This window comes from Fretibacter rubidus (genome assembly GCF_041429785.1).
In the GTDB taxonomy this organism is placed as follows: Bacteria; Pseudomonadota; Alphaproteobacteria; order Caulobacterales; family Maricaulaceae; genus Fretibacter; species Fretibacter rubidus.
Window position 1 is genome coordinate 2261069 of the sequence record NZ_CP163423.1, and the last position, 24453, is coordinate 2285521.

The 24453-nt window shown below is 51.4% G+C and carries 19 protein-coding genes; 11 read left to right on the top strand and 8 right to left on the bottom strand.

Annotation, left to right across the window (positions count from 1 at the left end):
• The first annotated feature begins 19 nt into the window (after positions 1-19).
• Complete coding sequence (locus AB6B37_RS10495) at positions 20-1438, top strand: MFS transporter (RefSeq protein ID WP_371395738.1); 1419 nt, start codon at positions 20-22, stop codon at positions 1436-1438.
• Here the strand turns inward: AB6B37_RS10495 and AB6B37_RS10500 are convergent.
• The 5 genes from AB6B37_RS10500 to AB6B37_RS10520 form a co-directional block, all read right to left on the bottom strand.
• The gene (locus AB6B37_RS10500) at positions 1435-2571 is read right to left on the bottom strand and encodes an acyl-CoA dehydrogenase family protein (protein ID WP_371395739.1); all 1137 of its coding nucleotides are present in this window, start codon (positions 2569-2571) and stop codon (positions 1435-1437) included. The genes AB6B37_RS10495 and AB6B37_RS10500 overlap by 4 nt on opposite strands.
• A gap of 7 nt (positions 2572-2578) precedes the next feature.
• Complete coding sequence (locus AB6B37_RS10505) at positions 2579-3781, bottom strand: acyl-CoA dehydrogenase family protein (RefSeq protein WP_371395740.1); 1203 nt, start codon at positions 3779-3781, stop codon at positions 2579-2581.
• A gap of 9 nt (positions 3782-3790) precedes the next feature.
• The gene (locus AB6B37_RS10510) at positions 3791-4246 is read right to left on the bottom strand and encodes a MaoC family dehydratase (protein WP_371395741.1); all 456 of its coding nucleotides are present in this window, start codon (positions 4244-4246) and stop codon (positions 3791-3793) included.
• A 22-nt stretch (positions 4247-4268) separates the two neighbouring features.
• On the bottom strand, positions 4269-5183 hold the full coding sequence (locus AB6B37_RS10515; protein WP_371395742.1) for an SDR family NAD(P)-dependent oxidoreductase: 915 nt from the start codon (positions 5181-5183) through the stop codon (positions 4269-4271).
• 114 nt (positions 5184-5297) lie between these two features.
• On the bottom strand, positions 5298-6473 hold the full coding sequence (locus tag AB6B37_RS10520; RefSeq protein WP_371395743.1) for an acetyl-CoA C-acyltransferase: 1176 nt from the start codon (positions 6471-6473) through the stop codon (positions 5298-5300).
• A gap of 135 nt (positions 6474-6608) precedes the next feature.
• Between AB6B37_RS10520 and AB6B37_RS10525 the strand changes: the two genes are divergently transcribed.
• From AB6B37_RS10525 to AB6B37_RS10535, 3 genes are read left to right on the top strand one after another with little or no spacing between them, the layout of a single operon-like run.
• Entirely contained in the window at positions 6609-8516 is a 1908-nt protein-coding gene (locus AB6B37_RS10525; RefSeq protein WP_371395744.1) for an acyclic terpene utilization AtuA family protein, read from the top strand.
• Positions 8517-8525: 9 nt separating this feature from the next.
• Positions 8526-9329, top strand: a complete 804-nt coding sequence (locus tag AB6B37_RS10530; RefSeq protein ID WP_371395745.1) for an enoyl-CoA hydratase/isomerase family protein — start codon at positions 8526-8528, stop codon at positions 9327-9329.
• A 31-nt stretch (positions 9330-9360) separates the two neighbouring features.
• On the top strand, positions 9361-10170 hold the full coding sequence (locus AB6B37_RS10535; protein ID WP_371395746.1) for a TIGR03084 family metal-binding protein: 810 nt from the start codon (positions 9361-9363) through the stop codon (positions 10168-10170).
• A 77-nt stretch (positions 10171-10247) separates the two neighbouring features.
• Here the strand turns inward: AB6B37_RS10535 and AB6B37_RS10540 are convergent, their stop codons facing one another.
• Positions 10248-12818, bottom strand: coding sequence for a TonB-dependent receptor (locus AB6B37_RS10540; RefSeq protein ID WP_371395747.1), 2571 nt, complete (start codon positions 12816-12818; stop codon positions 10248-10250).
• A 488-nt stretch (positions 12819-13306) separates the two neighbouring features.
• Between AB6B37_RS10540 and greA the strand changes: the two genes are divergently transcribed.
• Entirely contained in the window at positions 13307-13780 is a 474-nt protein-coding gene (gene greA / locus AB6B37_RS10545; protein ID WP_371395748.1) for a transcription elongation factor GreA, read from the top strand.
• Positions 13781-14773: a mitochondrial fission ELM1 family protein gene (locus AB6B37_RS10550; protein ID WP_371395749.1), complete on the top strand. Its 993-nt coding sequence runs from the start codon at positions 13781-13783 to the stop codon at positions 14771-14773.
• Between the two features lie 6 nt (positions 14774-14779).
• On the opposite strand, the gene AB6B37_RS10555 is transcribed toward AB6B37_RS10550, so the two are convergent.
• A complete protein-coding gene (locus AB6B37_RS10555) occupies positions 14780-15667 on the bottom strand; it encodes a ThuA domain-containing protein (protein ID WP_371395750.1) in 888 nt (295 codons plus the stop codon).
• 127 nt (positions 15668-15794) lie between these two features.
• On the opposite strand from AB6B37_RS10555, the gene trxB reads away from it, so the two are divergent.
• From trxB to AB6B37_RS10570, 3 genes are all read left to right on the top strand, one after another.
• Complete coding sequence (gene trxB / locus AB6B37_RS10560) at positions 15795-16757, top strand: thioredoxin-disulfide reductase (protein WP_371395751.1); 963 nt, start codon at positions 15795-15797, stop codon at positions 16755-16757.
• Complete coding sequence (locus tag AB6B37_RS10565; RefSeq protein WP_371395752.1) at positions 16757-17659, top strand: LysR family transcriptional regulator; 903 nt, start codon at positions 16757-16759, stop codon at positions 17657-17659. Before trxB ends, AB6B37_RS10565 begins: the two co-directional genes overlap by 1 nt.
• Before the next feature lie 307 nt (positions 17660-17966).
• Positions 17967-20465: a response regulator gene (locus AB6B37_RS10570; protein WP_371395753.1), complete on the top strand. Its 2499-nt coding sequence runs from the start codon at positions 17967-17969 to the stop codon at positions 20463-20465.
• Positions 20466-20472: 7 nt separating this feature from the next.
• Here the strand turns inward: AB6B37_RS10570 and AB6B37_RS10575 are convergent, their stop codons facing one another.
• Positions 20473-21684, bottom strand: a complete 1212-nt coding sequence (locus AB6B37_RS10575; RefSeq protein WP_371395754.1) for a pyridoxal phosphate-dependent aminotransferase — start codon at positions 21682-21684, stop codon at positions 20473-20475.
• A gap of 74 nt (positions 21685-21758) precedes the next feature.
• Here AB6B37_RS10575 and AB6B37_RS10580 point away from each other — a divergent pair, with 74 nt between their 5' ends.
• Positions 21759-22655 (top strand): DMT family transporter, encoded by an 897-nt coding sequence (locus tag AB6B37_RS10580; RefSeq protein WP_371395756.1) that lies wholly within the window; start codon positions 21759-21761, stop codon positions 22653-22655.
• A 104-nt stretch (positions 22656-22759) separates the two neighbouring features.
• The gene (locus AB6B37_RS10585; protein WP_371395757.1) at positions 22760-24451 is read left to right on the top strand and encodes a hypothetical protein; all 1692 of its coding nucleotides are present in this window, start codon (positions 22760-22762) and stop codon (positions 24449-24451) included.
• Positions 24452-24453: the final 2 nt, after the last annotated feature.

Below are 24453 nucleotides of genomic sequence, written 5' to 3' on the forward strand. Positions count from 1 at the left end.
GTCATACCGAGGGGACATTATGGTAAAACAAGTCAGCTTTGGCGTGAAATCAGCCTACGGCATGGGGGTTAGCCTTCTGTCTGTGAAAAACATGTTGTTTCATTTTTTCTTTCTCTACTTTTTCGCCAATGTCATGGGCGTGAGCGAGCTTTCGATTGTCGCGGCCACAATGATTGCCCTGATCATTGACGCGGTCACTGATCCCGTTATGGGGCAAATATCAGATAATTCCCGATCAGAACGCTGGGGGCGGCGGCATCAATACATGCTTTGGGGCATCGTGCCGACTATGGTTGCGCTTTATTTTTTATTCACCCCACCCTTGGGACTTGGGCAGACGGGATTGTTCCTTTGGATGCTCGGGTTCTTGCTAATCGTGCGCATTGGTCTGACCGTTTACGGCGTGCCTTATTTATCGCTAGGCGCAGAGTTATCGACGGATTATGACGAACGCACATCCATCATGTCCATGCGTGAGTTTTTCAATAATTTCTTTGCTCTGAGTGTGTTTATTATCGGACTTTTGGTTTTTCTGCCCGAAACGCCAGAGTTTGAAGACGGTATGATGAACCGCGCGGGCTACGGCCCCTTTGTTATGACCATGACGATTATCGGCGGCCTTGGCGCGCTTATCGCGGCCTTTGGCACAAAGCATAAAATCCCAAGCTTGCGCCGTTACGAAAATGACACGCGCACGCATTGGACGCAGACCTTTGCGCAGATTAAAATCGCCGCCACCATCCGCCCATTTCTCTGGCTCTGTGCAGGCTATTGCCTCGTGCTTATCTTATATGGGGCGTCGAGCGCATTATCATTCTATCACGGCGGGTATTTGTGGAAATTTACGCAAGTGCAGAAGTTTTTTGTCGCCCTTGCGCCGATGCTTATGCTTATCCCTGCGGTAATATTATCAGCGGCATTGTCAAAATGGCTTGATAAGAAACCCGCTATTTGTGTGTTTGCTCTGCTCTATTTTATGGCTGGTGCCCTACCCTATTGTTTATACCTACTAGGTATAGCACCGGCGCTAGGCAGCGACGCATTACTCATTCTTGTTGCTGGGCTAAACGCCCTCGCCTTTACTGGATTGTTCGGCGTTCTGGTCATTGCCAATTCCATGCTGGCGGATTTGGTTGACGTGATGGAATTACGAACAGGCAAACGCCAAGAAGGCGTGCTCTCTGCCGCTTTTAGTTTTGCGCAAAAATTGACCTTCATCTTTGGCACATTAATCGCGAGCCTGTCTCTGCTCGCGATACAATTCCCCAAACAAACCGACCCCAGCCAAGTCGCGCAAGGCGTGATTGACGGCCTTGCAGTGGTATCAATTATTATGGGCGTCATATTAACCGTAGCCGCGCTCGGCTGTTTCCTTCGCTACGGCCTAAACCGTGCAGAATTGGAAACGATACAGGCCAAGGTCGAAATCGCACGTTAGAGAATTAATTGCGCGAGCTTCTTTTTGTGATAATGCGCGTCGCCGTATTGGGAGGCATTAAAAATTGCGCGGCGGCGATAAAGCTGTGCGTCGCAGTCATAGGTAAACCCAAAACCACCGTGGAATTGAATGGAGCGGTCAGCCGCATAAGATAACGCCTTATCGCTTTGCGCTTTAGCCATACGGGTCGCAATCTCGCTGCGCTTATCATTCTGCGGCCATTGATCACCAAAGCTAAACGCCGCCGCATAAAGCAGGGAGCGCGACTTTTCATAGTCGATATAAGCATCAACAGTTGGGTGTTTTAGCGCCTGAAAACTGCCAATTAATTTACCAAATTGTTTGCGCGTCTTGAGGTAATCAACGGTATAATCAATTGTCGCTTGCGCCGCCCCTGTCATTTCCGCAGCCCCCAATAGGTTGGCGACCAAATGGATATGCTCCAATGTTTGCGTAACCTTGCCGCCGTCCATCAGCGCCGTATCTGGCACGACCAATCCGTCCAGCGTGAGCGCATAGCTGCGTTTAATATCATCGATAATGCGTTCGCGGCGTATTGCCTTTGCCGGGATGGTGTCCGCATCCAAACAAAATAGCTGCACAGCACCGTCAACCTTCGCAGAAATAATGATGGTTCTCGCAGCCTCTAAATCCTGCACAAATGTCTTCTCGCCTGACAATCTATAGCCACTATCCGTCATGAGGGCGGTCGATGAAATTGCAGTCAAATCCCAATTGCCGCCCGCTTCTGACAGCGCGACTGTCGCTGCTGCCCCACCCGCAATTGCTGCTAAATGCGTTTCCTTCTGCGCCTGCGTTCCGCCCATTACAATCGCTTGCGCAGCCAATGTTGTGGCAAAAAACGGGCTGTGCAGCATATAGCGCCCCATTTGCTCCATCACGGGCACTACCTCTGTCATAGACAGGCCGACGCCGCCGAAGTCTTCTGGCACCGCTATAGCTAGCCAACCTAGAGCGCCAATTTCGGCCCATACATCTGCGTCATATCCAAGGTCGGTTTCAATTAGCGCGCGTACGGATGACATCGGCGATTGCTCTCGGCAAAATCGTTCCGCCGCAGTAAGCAAATCAAGCTGCGCCTCTGTAACGCCGATATCGCCGAACTGACTCATGTGAAGCTCACCGGGTTTTGGGCAGGCCAAGCGCGTGCTCGCCAATGATATTGCGTTGTATCTGGCTGGTACCGCCGCCAATGGTGGCCGAGAACGCGTTTAGATATCCCCGGTGCCAATAGCCGTTATCAACAGCGTTAGGGTCATCGACATAATACCCAGCATTGCCGCCTTGGAGGCCAAGAGCAAATTGATTTATCCGACGCGTATATTCGGTCATCACCAGCTTATCCATTAGCATGAGACCCAGCGGATTATCTTGGGTAAGACCTCGAATTCTAGAGCGCTTTCGTCCCATGGCACTGGCTTGGTTTTCAATCATAAAATCAACTAAGTGATTGGCGATGACAGGATCGTCCAAAACGTCCTCTCCGTCGCGTTGAGAGTTTCGCGCCAAATTTAATATCTCCAGCGGGTCAATCTCAGTAAGGACATAGCCGCCCGCTTGGCCTATGCGCGCACCGCGTTCATATTCCAGCGTCTGCATCGCAATTTTCCAGCCCTCGCCTTCGCGCCCCATAAGGCCGTCAGCTGGCACGCGGGCATCATTAAAAAAGGTCTGGGTAAAGCCGTGCTCTCCCGTTAGCTTTTTAATCTTGCGCGTTTCAATCCCCGGCACAGTCATGGGTGTGAGGATAAAAGACAGCCCCGCATATTTATTGGGCGCGTCCATATCGGTGCGCGCGAGCAATATCATATATTTGCCGTAATGACCGTGGGTCGTCCAAATCTTTGAGCCGTTGAGGATATAGTCATCCCCATCCCGCACAGCCCGCAGCTGCGCATTGCCAAGATCTGAGCCGTTGTCAGGCTCTGAAAACCCCTGACACCAAATGTCTTCGGCGGACAATATACCTTTGATATATTTCTTTTTATGCGCCTCTGACCCTATATCCAGCAGTAGCGGCCCCGTCCAATTTAGCCCAATCGCGTTCAGCATAATAGGGCCGTTATATTTGCGCATAGCCTTGGTCGCGATGTCTTGATGGGCTTGGGTCAGGCCGCCGCCGCCGTAATCTTTCGGCCACGCGGCACCCAAATATCCCGCTTCATAAACTTTACGCTGCCAATCGCGCAGAAAATCAAATTGCTGATCTGTGCCAACCTCCATAAAGGTCAGAGGCAGCATGAAATCTGGCGTCTTGGGCGTATTAGCAGCAAACCACGCGTCTGCCTCTTTTGCGAAGTCGTCTAGCTCAGCGGTGCTCATAGCCAGCGCCTATGTGAATTGCATACCGAGCCAGTCCGCAATCAAGGCGGGTTTATTCCCGCCGTCAATTTCCACCGACACTTCATAGGTAATCAAAAACTGCCCAGGGCGTTTTTCTACCGCGTCTTTGACCGTAAAACGACCGCGCACTTTGGAGCCAACAGGTACAGGCGAGAGAAAGCGCACTTTTTCAAAGCCGTAATTCATCCCCATTTTCACGCCTTCCAGCGCGATTGAGGCTTGTTCCGAGAATTTGGACAAAAGGGAGAGGGTTAGAAAACCGTGCGCGATTGTGGTGCCAAAGGGCGTAAATTTGGCCTTGTCTTCGTCAACATGAATGAACTGATGGTCCTCAGTCACATCAGCAAAAACATTGATGCGGTCTTGATTGATTGTGATCCAATCGCTGACGCCAACCTCTTGGCCAATAAGTCCTGATAGCTCGGATGCTTTGACAGTTTTCATTTCATTCTCCCTGTTGATTTTATTATTTTACGAACTCACCCTTTTGGATGCGGGTCAAGAACTTTGTGCCCTGTTGCCCACCATTGGTAAACTCTTCTTGGTCTGTTGTATCGCGAATTTGATCAATAAATTTCGCGACATTCTCGGCTGTTTGCTCGCCTTCTGATAGGTTGATGCCTTGGGTTTCAAAGACTTTGGTTTCCGAATAACCGCCAGCACCCGCGCAGAGTATCATACGGTTCGGCGCGTCGTCACATACCAAATAAACAAGTCCCGCAGAGACAGACTCAACGGTTAGTTTTTCTAAAATTTCCTCTGGCATCAGGCCTTCGGTCATGCGTGAGCGCGCGGTCGGCGACAAGGTATTGATGCGAATATTATATTTCGCGCCCTCCAGACATAGCGTGCGCATAAAGCCTGAAAGGCCCGCTTTCGCCGCGCCGTAATTGGTTTGCCCGAAATTACCATACATACCGGATGAGCTGGTCGTCATCACAATGCGGCCATAGCCGCGCTCTTTCATATGGTTCCAAACGGCTTTGGTGCAAACAGCAGAGCCTTTAAGGTGCACGGCCACAACCAAATCCCAATCGGCCATGGTCATTTTTGAGAAAGACTTATCGCGCAATATGCCTGCATTATTGACGAGGATATCGACGTGGCCCCATTTTTCAATCGCCGCATCGACCATAGCTTGGACTTCGGCCTCATTGGTCACATTCGCGCCATTGGCCATGGCCTCGCCGCCCATGGCAATGATCTCGGCCACGACATTATCGGCCATGGTCGCGCCGCCGCCTGTACCGTCAACCGACCCACCAAGGTCATTGACAACAACTTTGACACCGCGCTTGGCAAGCTCAATGGCGTGGCTACGACCAAGGCCGCCGCCTGCACCTGTGACAATTGCAACGCGGTCTTTAAATTCTATAGACATAGTTTTACTCACAATTTTTGTTTTTTAATATTAGGGTTGGGCCACTCGCTTACGCTCACGGTCGCTTCACTAAAATTGATTATCAATCAATTTTTTCAGGCTTTGCCTGAACTGTTACGCGACCTCAAAAAGCCCTGCTGCGCCCATGCCGCCGCCGACACACATCGTGCTGACAACATATTTTGCACCGCGACGTTTACCCTCAATAAGCGCGTGAGCGACCATGCGCGCACCCGACATACCGTAGGGGTGACCCACGGAAATCGCTCCGCCATTAACGTTCATATTTTCCATTGGAATACCAAGCTTATCGCGGCAGTAAATGACTTGCACAGCAAAGGCCTCATTCAACTCCCACAGATCAATATCATCCATTTTAAGACCTGTTTGTTTCAAAAGCTTAGGGATCGCGTAAATCGGGCCAATGCCCATTTCATCAGGCTCCAGTCCCGCAACCGCCATACCGCGGTAAATACCCAGCGGTTCTAACCCGCGCTTGGATGCCTCTTTACCTTCCATCAGGACAGAAACAGACGCGCCGTCAGAGAGTTGCGAGGCATTACCCGCCGTAATCGTAAACTCTGGTCCGCGCACTGGCTTGAGGCCGTTAAGGCCGTCTAGCGTTGTCGACGGGCGGTTACCTTCGTCTTTTTCCAATGTCACTTCATGCTCTGAAATTTCTTTGGTTTCTTTGTTCATGACTTTCATGGTGGAAGCCATGGGCACAATTTCGTCATCAAACTTACCCGCCTCTTGCGCGGCATGTGTACGTTGTTGCGAAATCAGCGCATATTCATCCATCGCGTCGCGGGACACGCCGTAACGCTTGGCCACAATCTCTGCCGTATCAATCATTTGGATATAAGCATTAGGGTGCTTTTTAATCACATTCATGTCGGGCGCGACACGCATTTCCGGGGTCTGCACCATAGAGATACTGTCAACGCCGCCGCCAATGGCAATCGTTTGATTATCAACGATAATTTGTTTGGCCGCGATACCAATGGCCATCATACCAGAAGAGCACTGACGGTCGATACTTTGCGCCGCAACAGTCACAGGCAGGTTGGACGCCAAAACAGCATTACGGCCAATTGTGACTTGGACACCTTGTTGCAAGGCACACCCCATGACCACATCATCAACCTCGGCCCCGTCAATACCCGCGCGTGCAACCGCGTGATCAATGGCATGACCGGCCAGTGTTGGCGACGCAGTGTTATTAAAAGCCCCGCGGTAAGCGCGGCCAATGGGGGTGCGGGCGGTAGATACTAAAACGGCGTCTCTCATGGCAAACTCCAAATGAAAAAAGGGCTGGTCTAAGCGCCAGCTGTTATGCAACTTATTGCATAAGGACAAATCACGGCGCAAGGGTCATAATTTAATTATTCCCGTCCCTCTCGGTTACGTGATAAACGAGTAATTATGAAGCAGAGCATTAAAATCGGCGGCGCGAGTGGCTATTGGGGCGAGAGTTCGATCTCCACGCCCCAGCTTTTATCCACAGGCGATTTAGACTACCTGATCTATGATTATCTGGCCGAAATTACGATGTCCATCATGGCGCGCGCAAAGGCCAAAAACGCAGGACGCGGCTACGCCACTGATTTTGTCGAGGCCGCTATGCGACCCCATCTGCTCGCGATTGCCCGCCAAGGCGTAAAAGTGATTTCTAATGCCGGCGGCATGAACCCAATGGCCTGTGCCAATGCGCTGCGCGCGATTATCAAAGCCCAAGGCTTGGATCTAAAAGTTGGCGTGGTAACAGGCGATGATTTAATGATTGAGCACGCGGCATATGGTTCGGTCTTTAATTCCGTCATTGATGATCCAGAGGATATGGATAGCGGTGCGCGATTTGATGACCGCGAAGACGTCGCCAGCGCCAATGTCTATCTGGGTGCCTTTCCCATTGCGCGCGCCTTGGACAAGGGGGCCGATATTGTCATCACGGGCCGCTGCGTCGATAGCGCGTTGACCCTTGGTGCCTGTATTCATGAGTTTCGGGTGCCGGACACGCGCGAAGATGTTTTTGAGGGCCATGACGGCGACGGAGATCCGTATTACAGCGCGCCGCCAGACCCAGTGCCGGGTGACACTTTATTCCCGTGGTCTCCGTTTGATTTTGACGCGCTCGCCTCTGGTTCCTTGGCAGGGCATATCCTAGAATGCGGCCCACAAGCCACAGGCGGTAATTTCACCGATTGGGACAGCGTTTCCGATATTGCGCATATCGGCTACCCTATTGCAGAGATTAGGCGCGACGGATCTTTCACGGTGACTAAGCCCAAAGCTACGGGCGGATTGGTGAGCGTCGGTACGGTGTCTGAGCAAATGCTCTATGAAATCGGTGACCCGCGCGCCTATGCTTTGCCCGATGTGGTTTGCGATTTTAGCGGGGTTAAAATTAGTCAAGCAGGCGATAACACAGTCCATGTCAGCCCCGCTAAAGGCCGCCACCCGACAGATGATTATAAAACATCACTGACCTATTTAGACGGCTATCGCGGCGGGCAATATATGACCCTTTACGGCGGCCGTGCCGATGAAAAAGCACGCGTGCTCACAGATGCGATTCTAACGCGGAGCCGCGACCGTTTGCGCGCCTTGCAAATGCCCGATTTTACGCAAATCAGCCAAGACATCATCGGCGCGAGCAGCCAATCAGGACAAAGCGTTGCGGCCGATGAGGTCGTGTTAAAACTTGCCGTGAAACACGAAGACGCACAGGGCGTGGCTATATTTTTAAAGGAAATGGCGGGCATAGGCCTTGCTACACCGCCCGGACTATCAGGCTTTACCGGAGCCGGGCGCGCCAGCCCGTCACCTGTGTTAAGATTGATGTCCTTTATGACGCCGAAATTTCATATCAATATCACCGTGGATGTCGACGGCGAAACAGAGGCATTTCACCCAAAGCGCTTTGATCACGAACTCGCACACCTATCCCCTGCCACAGCGCCAGATGCACCGAATGAGCCCGCCAATAGCCCTGTCCCGCTGCGGGCATTGGCATGGGGGCGGTCAGGCGACAAAGGTGATAAAGCCAATATCGGCATTATCGCGCGCGACGCGTCCTATATGCCCTATATCTGGGCCGCCTTAACGAAGCCGATGATAGCGCACACGCTCGCCCATTTTATGGACAATGAAAGCCAGATAGAGCGCTATTATTTGCCAGGGGCGCATGCCATGAATATCCTGATAACCCATGTGCTCGGCGGCGGCGGGCCTGCGTCGCTACGCAATGACGCCCAAGGCAAAGGCTTTGCGCAACTCCTTTTAAATCAAATGGTTGATGTGCCCGCACATATCGCAGAAACTTTATACTAAGAGACCGCTATGACGACCCTTCCTTCAACAGAAAAACTAGCCCTTGAGTTGAAAGAGGGGTGGCTAACCATTTGGTTTGATAGCGCTGAGAACCGTAATGCGCTGGGCGCGCAATTATCAGCAGAGCTTCATGCCGTACTGGACGCCTTGCGCGATGACCGCACGGTGCGCGGGATTACCCTGCGCGGGAAGCACGGTATTTTTTGCGCAGGCGCAGACCTTAAAAGCTTTAACAACGCCATTAAAAACGGGGCCAACCACGCCGATATTGCCAAGATGAACAAAGACGGCGGGGTTTTATTTCACAAGGTGAACACTATGCCGCAAGTGGTTTTGGCCTATGTCGAGGGCGCAGCGATTGCGGGCGGGCTTGGCTTGATGTGCTGCGCAGATGTTATCACGGTCACTAAAGACGCCAAATTTTCCCTAACCGAGACGATGCTCGGCATAGCGCCAGCCCAAATTGCGCCCATTGTTACGGCCCGTGTTGGGCTTCCGACGGCGCGTCGATTAATGCTGACGGCGGCGCGGTTTACAGGTGAACAGGCGCTGAGCGTTGGGCTCGCTGATTACGTGGTGGACGGCGCTGATGACTTTGACGTCATAGAGGCGGATATTAAAAAAGGGGTCATGAAATGTGGGCCGCATGCCAATGCGGTGACTAAAGAAATTCTGCAAGTCGCGCCCTACCTGCAAGGCGACGCCATGATGGATTTCGCCGCCGACGGCTTTGCGCGCTGTATGCTATCCGATGAGAGCGCAGAGGGCATCGCTAGTTTTTTTGAAAAGCGCAAACCGAAATGGGCCCCATAGTGAGCATGGCAAGGTGTTAGAGCATGGGAAGATGTTAGATAGTGGACAGCAAGCAGCGGATGATTTCCTCGCCGAATGTGACGCCATATATGCGGTCGTCTCACCTCTGACAGAAGCAGAACTCGACGCACCAACGCTGTTTAAAAACTGGTCGATAAATGACATTATCGCGCATTTACACCTTTGGAATATGGCGGCGGATTGGACGCTGCACAGTCCTGATAAATTCCAAAATTTAATAAGCTTTACGATGGGCCGCCTGGGCGAGGGCATGGGCCATGTTGCCATGCAAAATGCGTATTTTGACGGCTTAAAAGGCCGCACGCTGATTGCGGCGTGGCAGGATTATTACGAGCCGATGGCCGCGCGTTTTGCCGTGGCAGACCCTGACGCGCGCGTGAATTGGGTTGGGCCGGATATGTCGGTCAAAAGCTGCATTATCGCGCGTCAAATGGAACATTGGGCCCATGCCCAGGCCATTTTTGATGTGCTGGGTAAGGTCCGCATTAATACAGACCGTATTAAGAATGTCGCCCATATTGGCGTCACCACCTATAGCTGGTCATTTCGTGTGAACGGCTTGGACGTGCCCAAACCTAAGCCCTTTGTTCGGTTAACTGCGCCAAGCGGCGCGGTTTGGGAATGGAATGAGCCGCAAGACGATAACGCCCTGCACGGCACCGCGACAGAGTTCTGCCAAGTCGTGACGCAGTGCCGCAACATTGCTGACACATCTTTGGAAATGATTGGTGAAGCCGCGACCGCATGGATGTCTTTCGCGCAATGTTTTGCTGGCGGAGCGGAAACGCCGCCCGCACAGGGCATCCGCAAAAAGGCTTAGTCTGATCAGTAATCAGCTATTAAAAAACCCGCCCTACTAAGCAGCAGAGCGGGTTTTTATTTGTCTATTGAGCGTCCCTAGAACGTATAGCGGATATTCGCGCCATATGTGCGCGGCGCGTTTGGATAAGCGTTGATCACGCCAGCCTGTGCCACGCCCGGGAAGATGGAGAGGTAATATTCATCATTAAGCAAGTTACGCGCCCAAAGCTGAACAGAAACACCATTGTCCATATTGATACCCATGGCGGCGTTGACCGTTTTAATTTCGCGCTCGGCATCAATGACGGAACCGTCAGAGCGTGTCAGCGTTGCGATATTATCAACAACTTGTGTTGGGCTTTCATATTGGAAGTCCGCACGGATATAGCCGTCCGTACCATTGCCGAAGTCATGCGTATATGTGCCCGATGTCGACATAGAGAACTCAGCGATACCAGACGGTGTCTGACCTGAGAGGTCAGTCGGGCCGTCAGGGCCTTGGCCATTGACGAAGCTGTCATATTTCGCGTCGAGATACATCCCGCCAAATGTTAGCGTGAACGGGTCAATTGGCGTGTAAGTCACGTCAATTTCTGCACCGCGTACGGATTGCTCACCCGCATTGGCAAGGAAGAAACCAACACCACCAAAGATATTGCTTTGGAAGTTATCAATTGTTTGGTCGAAGACCGCAACATTGACAGCGCCGTTTTCAAAGCGGGACTTCAAACCAAATTCAATAACGGTCGCTGTTTCTGGTTCCGCGAAGCGTGTGCTGAAGGTTTGGTTATTTTGCAACAATCCAGCCGAGCCCAAAGCGCCCGCATTACGGGCAAATGGACGTGAGTCGCCTGATAAGTTCCACGATGTGGACTTAAAGCCCGTTCCGTAGCTACCATAAACGTTTAGATTGTCATTCACCTCATAGGCCAGACGCGCGATATAGGTAAATTTATCATCAGATGATGTGCCGTCTTCAACACTGTTCGGGAAATTCACGAATTGTGGTTGGAACTGTGTCGGCAACAGAGCGCCGGTAATGCCATTCGCAAGCGCGCGTAATTGAGCTGACGTGCCCGGAGCAACACTTTCAATGAAAGCGATGTTAGCAGGTGTAGGGGCCAGATTTGTGTTCGCCGTAAAGAAGTTACCAAAAAGAACATCAGGAACAGGGACACCCAAAAGTGTGTTGTCATTAAACAAATCAATTGAGGAGAAAATATCCGTATTGATTGTTCGGCCCGTGACTGTTTTGCTATCGTCAGTAAAGTTACCGCCAAGCGTTAATGTCAATTGATCAGTTAAGCTATAATCTACGTTTGCAAATACAGAATATGCTGTATTTTCTTGCGTGAAGAGCTCTTTAATACTTGAGTCACCGCCTAAGAAAGTTTGTGGACCAAAGCCAAAGAGAGGCTCTAACGTCGCGAGGATATTTGGCAGGTTCACAGTTCCGCCCGTCAAACCCAAGACACCTTGTTGAACTTGCGCCGCAATAAAGGGCTGCAAATCAGTTCCGTATTCCAAATTACGCTCTGATTCGATCGATTCTGTGAAGTAATAACCGCCAATCATCCACTGGAACGGGCTGTCATCTTGTGATGAAAGACGCAATTCTTGCGTGATGGTATCGATTTCTGCACGGAAGTTCACACTATCAAGAAGCGCTAATGTGCCGAAATCAGCATCTTGGTCGCTGCCGTTTGTATTGCTGCGATATGACGAGATTGATGTCAGCGCCGCGTAACCGAGGTCGACGTCGGCGTGGAATGACACACCGTAATCGTCAACAAAGTTCTCAGAATCTTTGTTGTTGAAAGACTTATATTCAAAGGGGTTCAAATCATTAGCAATCTGACCACCCAGACCTTGGATGATGGGTGTTACACCTTGGTTTTGGATATTAGTCACCACACAACAGACTTCGTCAATTGAGCTAACGTCACCAATCAAGCGAAGAGACACAGTGTCGGATGGCTCATAAAGGGCTTGTGCACGCAGGTTAAAACGGTCCCGCGTATTTGAGTCTGTTAAGCCGGGTAGAACCGCTTCAGCGTAACCATCACGGACTTGGTAGCTACCACCGAGGCTAACCGCGAAATCATCAGTCAGACCACCAGAGGCGTAACCCCGCACGATGCGCTGATTATAATTGCCGATACCGATTTCAGCGTAGCCTTCAGGCTCAAATGACGGCTTTGATGTCACCACGCTGATAACACCCGCAGAAGCGTTTTTGCCAAAGAGTGTTGATTGCGGGCCTTTCAAGACCTCAACACGTTCTAGGTTTGGCAAATCACCGATTTGCGCAGCGGAGCGAGAGCGGTAAACGCCGTCAACAAACACACCAACAGACGGCTCAATACCCGGGTTGTTCGCCCCGTTACCAAAACCGCGAATAATAAAGTTCGTGTTGGTAGATGTTTGCAGCGTCGTGACTTTCAACGCAGGCACAATTGATTGCAGGTCTGAGATATCCAAAATACGAGCATTTTCAATCGTTTCTTGTGACGTCACAGACACCGCAATGGGCGTGTCTTGCAATGTTGTCTGACGCTTTGTCGCCGTAACGATGATCTCGTCTTCGACTTGGGCATAAGCCGGTGCTGTCGCAATTAAAGATACCGCCAAGATAGACGAGCTTAGGAGTGTGGATTTCTTAAACATAATTCCCCAAGTGGTTTTGGCCCGGCCATTGTGGCTCTCGGCTTCATTATTGAATTCACGCTATGCAAGATGTTATGCAAAATCAAGCAATAGAGAGCGCTAGCTATGAATTTATTTGCATATGTGCCGAATTTATCACATCGGCTCTGTGATTATGCGTTTCTGCCAATAGGTCGCATATCGCAGTCACCATATTGACAGACGATGGGACAATCGTCATCTTGCAGAGGTCTTAACGCATTTACGTCTCCTTTCGTTGGGTGCAAAGACAACCGGCGGCGGGGTGGCACTCCTGCCGCCATTTTATTTCACCCTCACAAGATGATATAGTGCGGTACCCTACTGAACCACGCCTCACGGTATCAAAGTATTAAACAAAGCAGCGATATCGTCAGCTTATATTCAGGCTTGATTATCGAAAAAAAGCCCTTACGTTGCCTCGGCTTATGACGTCGTTATGACGCAATTTAAAGACAAAGGATGTCGTCATGCAAAAATTTCCAATGACCGTCGGAGGCCATGCGGCCCTCGAGACTGAGCTTAAGCACTTAAAATCAGTCGAGCGTCCAGAAATTATCAACGCAATTTCAGTTGCGCGTGATCACGGCGATTTATCAGAAAACGCTGAGTATCACGCGGCGAAGGAAAAGCAGGGCTTTATTGAAGGCCGAATCCAAGAACTAGAATCTAAGCTCGCGCTCGCACAAGTTATCGACACCACAACGATGTCTGGCGATACCGTAAAATTTGGCGCGACAGTCACCATTGTGAACGAAGACACGGACGAAGAAAGCACCTATCAAATTGTTGGTGAAGACGAAGCCAGTGTCAAGCTCGGGAAAATTTCTATCACCTCCCCTATTGCGCGCGCCATGATTTCCAAAGAAGTCGGCGACAATTTTGAAGTCAACGCACCGGGCGGGGCAAAGGGCTATGAAATCCTTGCGGTGAAATTCGCCTAGGTGGCCAAAACGATATCGGCGGCTCGCTCTTGCTGGGTTATTAGCGACGGTAGGCGCGGGATTGAAAACCAAGCCCTTGGTCTGACCGAGGCCATGTCGCGTATGCGCCCGCTAGATATCAATACGCAAATTATTACAAATTCAGGCGCCTTCAAAGCGGCAACACCGCGCATGCAGTTTGCGCTGCGCGGAAAACCTTTGGACTACGGCCTGACACGTCCCTACCCTGATATAGCGATTGGTTGCGGACGACAGGCAATTGCACCCTTAATGGCGTTAAAACGCGCCGCACCTGCGATTTTTACCTGTTACATTCAAGACCCGCATGTTGGGGCGGAACATTTTGATCTTGTCATCGCGCCTGAACATGACGACCTATCCGGCCCGAATGTGGAGCCGATGATTGGCGCACCGGGACGAATTACACGCGATATGATTGTGAAAGCGACAGTGGTCTTTGAAGACCGCCTCAATGCAATGCCCATGCCGCGTGTAGCCATGTTAATTGGCGGCACATCAAAATCCCATAAGCTAACCGAAGCCAATCACAGGCAGCACAAACAAGCGGCAGTTGACGCGCTGGACCAAGGCTATAGCCTTTTAATCACCGCATCGCGCCGAACGCCTGATTGGGTCATCGCGGATTACGCTGCACTGGCGACAAAACATGACAATATCTGGCTTTATGACGGCACAGGCAAAGACAATCCCTATTTCGCGTTTTTAGGCGGAGCAGACGTTATTTTGGTGACAGAGGACAGCACAAATATGCTGACCGAAGCCTGCGCCACGGGTAAATCTGTCTTTACGCTAGCTATGACGGGTAAAGCTGGGAAATTTCAGGCGCTTTATGATGCCCTGAGCGCGCGGTGTCATATGGCGCCCTATGCGGGTCACTTTAACGCGGCTGATTATGAACCGCTGGATGAAACGTCCCGTATCGCCAGCCACGTCTGGGCACATATCGATGCGCGCAAAGCGACGTTAAATTAACGGCCTCTATCGCGGACAGGCCGCACCATCGGGGTCAGTCGTCCCCGACACCCAATTGACAGCGTTTTTCAGGATTGTCTGATGCTCTGACACGTCAAAGGCTATGTCCAAATGCCCAAGCGCTGAATAAACCATACGACCATCATCAATACACCGCGCCCAAATTATAGGATGATCTGACGGCTCTGGCCCCATACGCAAATCAGATACATCACCGTAAACTGTGTTTACAGGGCTGTAAGTGCTCTCATCAAGGCCCGCTAAAACGGTCACGGGGCCTGTCGGGAGGCTATCAAATGTGTACCATTCTTCTGTAAAAGAAAACACGGCGGGCACACCGTGCATAACAGGGTGAGTGGTCGCCAAATTATGCACATCTGCGGCTTGGAACTGCGGGGCCATAGGATGGCTAACAAAGGTCGTACCCAGCAGTTCATTGTGATAAAACGGCCAGCCTTGGTGAGAGCTATCCCCTGCCCCGTGGATAAGGATAACGCCGCCACCTGCACGCATCCACGCTTCAAATGCCGCTTCCTGCGCAGGGCTTAAGGTGTCACCTGTAGCTGAATTAAACACAACAATCTTAAACTTCGCCAAATCCCGCGCGTTGAAAATCGCGCCGTTTTGCGTCGTCATCACGCCGTAACCCAAGGCTTCACCCAGTTTTAAAAAGTGCAGATTGCCGCCAGCTATGCCCTCTTCATGCCGCCATTCGCGCGTTTTGGAAAAAACTAAAATAGAGGGCGAGGCCATATATTGATTGATTGTCGGCGGCGATTGATCGTGGATAGATATAGCGGCAGGGGCAGTATCCATCTCTATTGGGCCTGCTACTTGGCACGCTGTCAGAATAAGGCCAAGGACAGCCGCTATCGTCATTTTGAAATATGTCATAACTTATCCATAAACGGACAAATTAGCATGGCAAGAGCTATGCACAAGCAAGCGCGGGGGTAACATTGCGAATCTCGAACACGCGCCCTATATCTCCTGCACGAAACACTGCCTGATTGGACCCCTCATGACTAAAACCGTTCATCACAAAGTTCTTATCATCGGATCTGGCCCTGCGGGCTATACCGCCGCCGTTTACGCGGCTCGCGCGATGTTAGAGCCTGCTATTGTTGCGGGCTTGCAACCTGGCGGCCAATTGACCATCACGACGGATGTTGAAAACTACCCGGGCTTTCCTGATATCCTCGGCCCGGAGTTGATGGAAAAGTTCAAAGAACACGCCCTTAAGTTTGGCACAGCCTTTTATGAGGACGTTATTCTCGGCGTTGATTTTTCCAAACGACCGTTTGAGATGACATCTGATTCTGGCACGCTTTATACCGCAGATAGCGTCATAATTGCCACAGGTGCCCAAGCCAAATGGTTGGGCCTTCCGTCTGAGGAAAAGTTTCAAGGCTTTGGCGTATCGGCCTGTGCGACCTGTGACGGTTTCTTTTACCGTAACAAGGACGTTGTCGTCGTCGGCGGTGGGAACACAGCCGTGGAAGAGGCGCTATTTTTGACTAATTTTGCCTCTAAAGTAACACTGGTTCACCGCCGCGACAGCTTGCGCGCCGAAAAAATCTTACAAGAGCGCTTGTTCAAACACCCCAAAGTCGAAGTCCTTTGGGATACGACATTGGAAGAGATAATTGGTACCGAAAACCCCAATAGTGTGACAGGCGTTCGCCTAAAAAGCGCGTTAACGGGGGAAGAATATGTCCGCGACACACACGGCGTATTTATTGCCATTGGTCACAAACCAGCCACAGAGATTTTCAAAGGCCACGTCGCTATGAATGACGGCGGCTATATCACCACCGCCCCTGACAGTACCGCAACCAGCGTGCCAGGCGTATTTGCGACAGGCGACGTTTCAGACGAAACCTACCGCCAAGCCGTGACAGCAGCGGGGCTCGGCTGTATGGGCGCGCTGGAATCAGAGCGCTGGTTGACCGAGCAAGAGGCGCTTTTACAAGCCGCTGAATAATGCCCGACAGCCTTGATTGGGATAAGCTAAAAACCTTTCACGCGGCCGCTGAAACTGGCTCTTTGACCGCGGCGGCCGAACGGCTTCGTATTTCCCAGTCGGCCGTATCACGACAAATCACCTCCCTAGAAGAAAGCCTTGATACGCCGCTGTTTCACCGTCATGCGCGGGGCCTTACCCTGACCGAACAAGGCCGTATTCTGTTTCTGACCGCGCGCGATATTGCCCATAAAACAGCCCTTGTTCAGGCCACGGTGCTCAACAGTCGCAACAAGCCCCAAGGCCGCCTACGTGTTTCCACCCCAATATCACTTGGTTCGAACTGGCTAACCTCTGTCTTGCCCGAATTTCTGGCCGCTTATCCCGAAATTGATGTCGAAATTGTACTAGAAGATGACGAACATGATCTCTCCTCATTTCAAGTGGATTGCGCCCTTCGCCCTTGGCCGTCGACCCAAGGGGACGTGATTGAGCGTAAGCTTGGCACGATATCGCAAAGCCTTTATGCGTCTGACAGTTACCTTGCTAAACACGGTGCGCCGACATCGGTCGAGGACTTGGACAATCACGCGATTGTCGCCTTTGGTGATCTCATGCCCGCACGTCTGCATAGCACAAATTGGGTTTTATCTGTGGAAAGAGAGCCCGATAATCCGCGCAAACCGGTTCTATCGGTCAGCAATCTTCACGGCATCATGCGCGCTGCCGAAGCCGGCATTGGCATCGCAGGTATTCCCGATTACATGACAGCCTTATCGCGACGCCTAGTCCGTATCCTCCCTAATGTCAGAGGCGAGCCGTTTGATGTGTTCTTTGTGTATCCCACCGAACTACGCGGATCCGTCAAAGCCAAAGTCTTTCGCGAGTTCCTAATGCGCGTCACCAAAAACTGGGAAAGCTAAACTGAACGCCCGCTGAAACAAAGCGCGCCAAGCTATGCATATATGCATAGCAAACTTGCGGGCTTATGCGTTGTGAAATACGCCTCACACCCTATTTAGAGTGCATACAAGGAACGTCCTCCCCTGTGACTTGTTAACCGCGCACAATTTCCTCCCCGGATAGTGCTGCGAAGACTTTATGCCGGACCAGCATTTGCTGCGTCCGGCTTTTTTTTTGCTTTTCTCAATATCAATGCTGGCTTTTGGCAGTTTATTAACGCGTCTCGGTCTATCGTGGTTGAAAATAACAATAAAATTGGGTTGACCATTGTCAGAGACTAGCGCGCAGAGCTTACCAGCCATCGAACCAACGCGCCTTGCCGAAGGTGAGGATATAGAGTTTTTGCGCATGATTGATGATGCGCTCGACCTTGGTATTGCTATTTTAGACAAAGATTTGCGCTATCAATATCTTGGCAAAGGCATGTTTAAACAACTTGGCCTTCCCATGAATTCTTTGAAAGTTGGCGATAGCCTAGAGGATTGCCACACCCTTATGATCGAACACGGGCTTTTAACGCCCGAAATATTGGCCAGTGCGCACCTCAGCGCGGATGACCAACGCCGCGAAGGTTACACCAACCCCAACCGGGATGTTATGCGTTTGGCCAATGGTATGCGGTCTGAATTAAAACGTAAGACGCTGCCATCGGGCCATATTGTGTCTATGAGTTATGACGTGACACGGCTGGTCGAAAAAGACGAGATTTTAGAGCAGTCCCTACGCCTGGGCAAAGCGGGTTATTGGACATATGATTTCAAAACCAAAAAATATACGCTTAGTGAAACGTTAAAATATTATTTTAGCGAAGAAGATTTAGAGAATATCGAAAAACACGGTATTTTATCAATCGTACATCCAGATGACCGCGGCGTTTTTCGTGATGCCCTTAAAAACATATCCAAAACCAATGATATGTTCAAACATACCTGCCGAACCAATACATTTAATGGTAACGAGCGCTGGAACCGTACAACAGGTCAGGTCATTCGCGACGCAGACGGTAAACCTGTTACAATGCGGGCTTTCGTCAAGGACGTTACCTATGAATTAAAACGCGCTGAAGAATTGGAACGCGCAAAAGACGAAGCTGTGGCGGCATCCCATGCAAAATCAGAGTTCCTAGCAAATATGAGTCATGAAATCCGCACACCGATGAATGGTGTTTTGGGCATGGCCGAATTGCTCGCCAATAGCGACATTAATGAACAGCAGCAGGAATTTGTCAAAATCATCAATAATAGCGCGACAGCGCTGCTCGATATCATCAACGACATTTTGGACTTTTCTAAAATTGAGGCGGGCGCGCTCGACCTGGACCCTATTTCATTTAACCTATCTGAGACGATTAATGACGTCATGTCGTTACTGCTGCCCAAAGCCCAAAGCAAGGGTTTGGAATTAGTGATTGATTACGCCCCGTCACTGCCGCGCGCTTTCATCGGGGACGCAGGACGCCTGCGCCAAGTTATCACCAATCTTATCGGGAATGCGATTAAATTTACCGAAAACGGCCATATTGTCCTACGTGTCGGCGTGACCCAACGTAAGGGCCAAAATAGCCTTGTCAGTGTCTCTGTTAAAGATACAGGTATTGGCATTGAAAAAGACAAAATGGATGCGGTGTTAAAAAAATTCACCCAAGCTGACGGCAGCACAACACGCACTTACGGCGGCACAGGTCTGGGCCTCAGCATTTCAAAGAAAATCGTCGAGTTAATGGGAGGGCGAATGCAGGTTCACTCCACCTTTGGCGAAGGCTCGACATTTGCTTTTGGTGTGCCTTTGGAAGAGGATATTTCACGCGATGCCGTTGTGTATGAGACGGATGTCGTTGCAGGCAAACGCGTTCTTATTGTTGATGACATCGCCGTAAACCGCCAAATCCTATCACAGCAAGTCGCTGGGTGGAACATGGTACCTACCACCGTCCGTGACGGGGTCGAGGCCTTGGTCGCGCTTCGCGATGCTGCCGCAACGAAAACGCCATTCGATTTGATTTTACTGGATTATTTTATGCCCGCCATGAACGGCAGAGAAGTGGCGGCGATAATCGCGGCAACAGACACGTTAAATAATCCCCCTGTCATTATTCTATCCTCATCAGATCAATCTATTTCGACACAGGAAATGAACAACATTGGGGTACGGCAATATTTACTAAAACCGGTGAAAGAACGCGCTTTGTTTCAAAACATCGTCAAAGTGCTTTCGACCGATGCAGAACGGTTCCCCTCTTTACCCGCTGTGAATGTGCATGAAAAACTAGAGACGTTAGACACGCGCGCGCCTGAACCGCAGCTTAAAAAAGCGGATATACCGACTCCGTCGGCGCCGATTAAGAAAATCGAAGTGTTGGTCGCTGAAGATTTTGCCCTGAACCGCGATGTCGTTCGCCTGATGCTAGCAGATAGTTGTTTTGAGCCTGTCTTCGCCGAAAACGGGGAAGTGTGCGTAAAAATGTTTACACAAAACCCTGACCGCTTTCCGCTTGTTGTGATGGATGTGTCCATGCCCGTCATGGACGGCTATGAAGCAACCCATTTAATCAGGCAGTTTATTGAGGATAAGACCCGCAGCGCGACGCCGATTATCGCGCTCACAGGTCACGCACTAAAACATGACCGCGAGAAATGCCTTGATGCAGGTATGGATGATTACCTAACAAAGCCCGTGCAACAATCACAGCTGATTGAAAAACTAGAGCATCATTACACGCTAGCCACCCAAGGCGAGCCCGCCAAGAGTAATGCCCAAGTCGCCTAATCGATTGTTAAATCAAAGACTCCGCAAAGTCTTTTATTCGCGCGCAGGCGGTCTTTAAGGTCTCTAAATCCGTGGCATATGACAAGCGCAAATTTGGCGCGCTGTGAAAGGCTGTACCCGGCACAACCGCGACATGCGCCTCATTCAGCAGCGCCGTTGCGACATCAATATCAGTCTCCAACACGGCTCCCTCTGGTGTTGTTTTGCCAATCATACCCGCGCAATCTGGATAGACATAAAATGCGCCTTCTGGTGTTTGGCATGACAGGCCAGGCATCGCATTGAGCGCCGTCACGACAAAATTACGGCGTTTCACATAGGCGTCTTTCCACGGCCCCAAGAAATCATGTGAGCCGTTTAGCGCCGCTACCGCCGCCCACTGGCTTATTGAACACGGATTTGACGTAGACTGGCTCATGACTTTGGCCATAGCTTTAATCAACCATTCTGGCCCGCCCGCATAGCCAATACGCCACCCCGTCATGGCATAGGCCTTTGACACACCGTTCATCGTCAGCGTGCGGTGGATAAGGGTTGGGCAGACCTGCGCAATTGTCGCAAATTCAAAGTCGTCATAAACCAGATGCTCATACATATCATCGGTCAAAACCATCACATGCGGATGAGCACGCAGCACATCACCCAACGCCGTCAACTCATCCGCCGTGTAACATGAACCCGTTGGATTGGACGGTGAATTAAGAATAACCCATTTCGTTTTGGGCGTTATCGCCTCCGATAATTGCGCCGGGGTCAGCTTGAACCGGGACGAAGCATCACACGGCACTGTGACAGGCGTACCGCCCGCAAGGCGCACCATTTCAGGATAGGATACCCAACACGGTGCAGGAACGATCACTTCGTCATCCGTGTTGAGGGTCGCAACAAAGGCATTGTAAATAATCGGCTTACCGCCCGGGGCGACGCTGATTTGCTCGGGCGTATAATCCAGATGATTATCGCGTTTGAACTTGGCGCATATCGCCTCTTTTAAGGGCATGATGCCGTCGACATTGGTGTAATTCGTCTCGCCGTCTTTAATGGCCTTTATCGCGGCAGCTTTGATATGATCTGGCGTGTCAAAATCAGGCTCGCCCGCGCCGAGCCCAATGACATCAACACCAGCCGCGCGCAGGTCTCTCGCAGCTTGCGTCACAGCCATGGTCGCAGACGGCGCAACGCGTGACAGGCTATCAGAAATACGGGTCGAATTATTCATGGCTATTGCCCCTTTGCCGCTATAGTAATCACAAAACAGCCTGTCCACAAAGGACAATCATTGCAAGGTTTCCTATGTCGATGCGTGAATTTTTTGTGCTGCTGATGGTATGCACAATCTGGGGTCTGCATTTTGTGGTGATGAAAGTTACCATTGGCGGCGCAACAGAGCCTTTGTTCTACGCCGCCCTTCGCATGAGCTGTGTTCTGATTTGCGTCTTGCCCTTTTTGAAATGGCACACAGGCTATATGGGGCGTATCTTGATTGCGGGTCTTGGCTACGGCGCGCTGAGCTACGCCTTTATGTTTCCCGCCCTTGGCATGACAACCGCGTCTGCGGCCGCTTTAACGATAGAATTATACGTACCCTTTGCGATAATTTTAGGCATAATTTTCCTCGGCGAGCGCATTGGTTTACGGCGATTTATTGGCATTGTTTTGGCGATTGCTGGCGTTGCGATTATCGCTATGGCCAAACCAGACGAAAGCGCGGGGCCGCAATATCTGCTCGGTATTGGGCTTATGGCTTGCGCCGCCATGAGCGAGGCAGTTGGTGCGCTGATGGTCAAGAAAGTCACGGGCATAAAACCGCTAGAGCTTTTGGCTTGGTTCGCCGTAGTCGGTTCCGTTGTCCTATGGCCATTGTCATTTGCGCTAGAGGATAATCAACTGCGTGCCTTTTCACCAGAGAACCGCGGGCCGTTTCTAGCAGCGCTCGCGTATTCAACCGTCGCGGTCTCTATCATGGCGCATGGGTCATATTATTGGCTGTTACAGCGCTTGCCGATTTATATCGTATCCTCATCAGGGTTGATGACCACGGTGGTTGCCGTCTTAAGCAGCGCCATATTACTGCGCGAACCGATAACACCGCCTTTTATTTTGGGTGGCCTTTTGACACTTCTCGGGGTGGGTTTCATTCTTTATGCTCGCAAATTACGGGCAGAAGCCACTCCACCGCCAGAGGTCTAACGCGTAGAATTATCAGTGCCTGTCGGAAATTTAATTGGCGAGCACAGCAATTGCCCCTAGTCTGACATCGTCTGCCAACCGATTTGCGAAAAGAGCCCGAACGCTTGTCCCTTCCACGTTACGTATATGACAGGTTTTCGCCTTATCTTGACCCAGATCCATGGGCCGATTTTTATGATGATATCGCCCAGCGCGGCACGACCATCACTGCCTTTGTCTTTGCTGTTCATGTCGGCCTATTTTTCATGCTGCAAAGCAACTTCATTGTCCCGGATTTAAAGGATGATCTTGAACCTGATCCCGTACCCGTTCAGATTATCGCCTTTGAAGAGTTGTTCCCGCCAGAGCCTGAACCGACACCAGAGGTGATTGACATCAGCCCCGCTGTGCCTGCGCCAGCTGCGCCGCCGCGCGTCAAGCCGAAGCCCAAACCAACACCGCCGCCGCCAACCCCTACCCCCCAACCAGAGCCAGAGCCTATCGTCGAGCCTGAACCAGACCCAGAGCCGGTTGTCACGCCGCCTCCACCCGATATTCTGACCAGCGAAGCGTCTGAAGCCTCTGAGAACACCATAGCCGAGCCCGAGGTTTTGCCCGAACCTATTGTCGAGCCTGAACCGATTATTGAACCTATCCCAGAGCCTATTATTGAGCCTGAGCCGATCATTGAAATTTTTGAACCGCTTCCAGACCCTGTCATTGAGCCAGAGCCGGTCATAGAGCCTGAACCGATTATTGAGATTTTTGAGCCAGAGCCGCAAATAGAGCCTTTGCCGGAGCCTATCGTCGAGCCTGAACCTGAGATCTTGGAATCGCTTGTTGAGCCTATTGAACTTCCAGACCCAAGCGAGATTTTGGAAACAGCACCGTTGTTAAACCCAGAGCCGCAAGAGACACCGCCTGCCCCCGGCCCTGTCATTGAACCAATTGAGGAAACACTGCTTGAGACAGCACCCATCCTGCCCACACCAGAACCAGAGACTCCCGTGGTGCTAGACACAGCGCCAATTATCCCCACAGAGCCAGAAGAAGAAATTATTCCAGAGGATGAGCGTCCGATTATAACGACCGCGCCAACGGTCCTCGCCTCGCCCGACGCGCCGTCAACAGCCGAAGAAACAGAACGCGCTGTGCCGCAGGAACAAGCCGCACCTAATGATTTTTTGTTTAATCCCCGTGTGCCCCAGCGCGGTGGTGACGGACGTCCCCTTGCGCCCAGCGGGCCGAGCGGTGGCGCTATATCGCTGGGAGGCGGCGGCGCGCCGGGCGGCGGAACACAGCGCCCAACGGCGCCTGCGCGCGCGGGATCTGGTGGCTGGCAACTGGCCCCTGGCAGTACAGGCATTGGGACACCCGGCGAAGGCTACGGCGGCATTATCAAAGATATACGCTGCCGCGAATCTGATCGCACCCATTTGGACTGCCCCGAATATACCGCCAAATATAAAGGCCGTAACGCGGCGGGATTTGAAAACTTTGGCCCCCATAGTAACGCGGGCATACCCGGCGGGGCGGCAACATCGGCGCGCGCAGGCACTTATGACAACCCCGCCGTTGGCGGCGGTCGTAATCCGTGGCAAGCCGCCATTGGAGACACAAGCGTGAATAACGGCGGGCCATCGTCAACGGTGCTGGATGATGCTGATTTTGGCCGTACGTTTTTAGGGACAAACCTCGGTGATGGCAGCAACAGTGGTGGACGTTTGCGCGATATATTCACCCCGCCGCCAGAGCGTAGCGTGGATGATTTGTTTAAACTGCCCCCGCCTGATGATGACGAGGACAACACGCCGTAAAC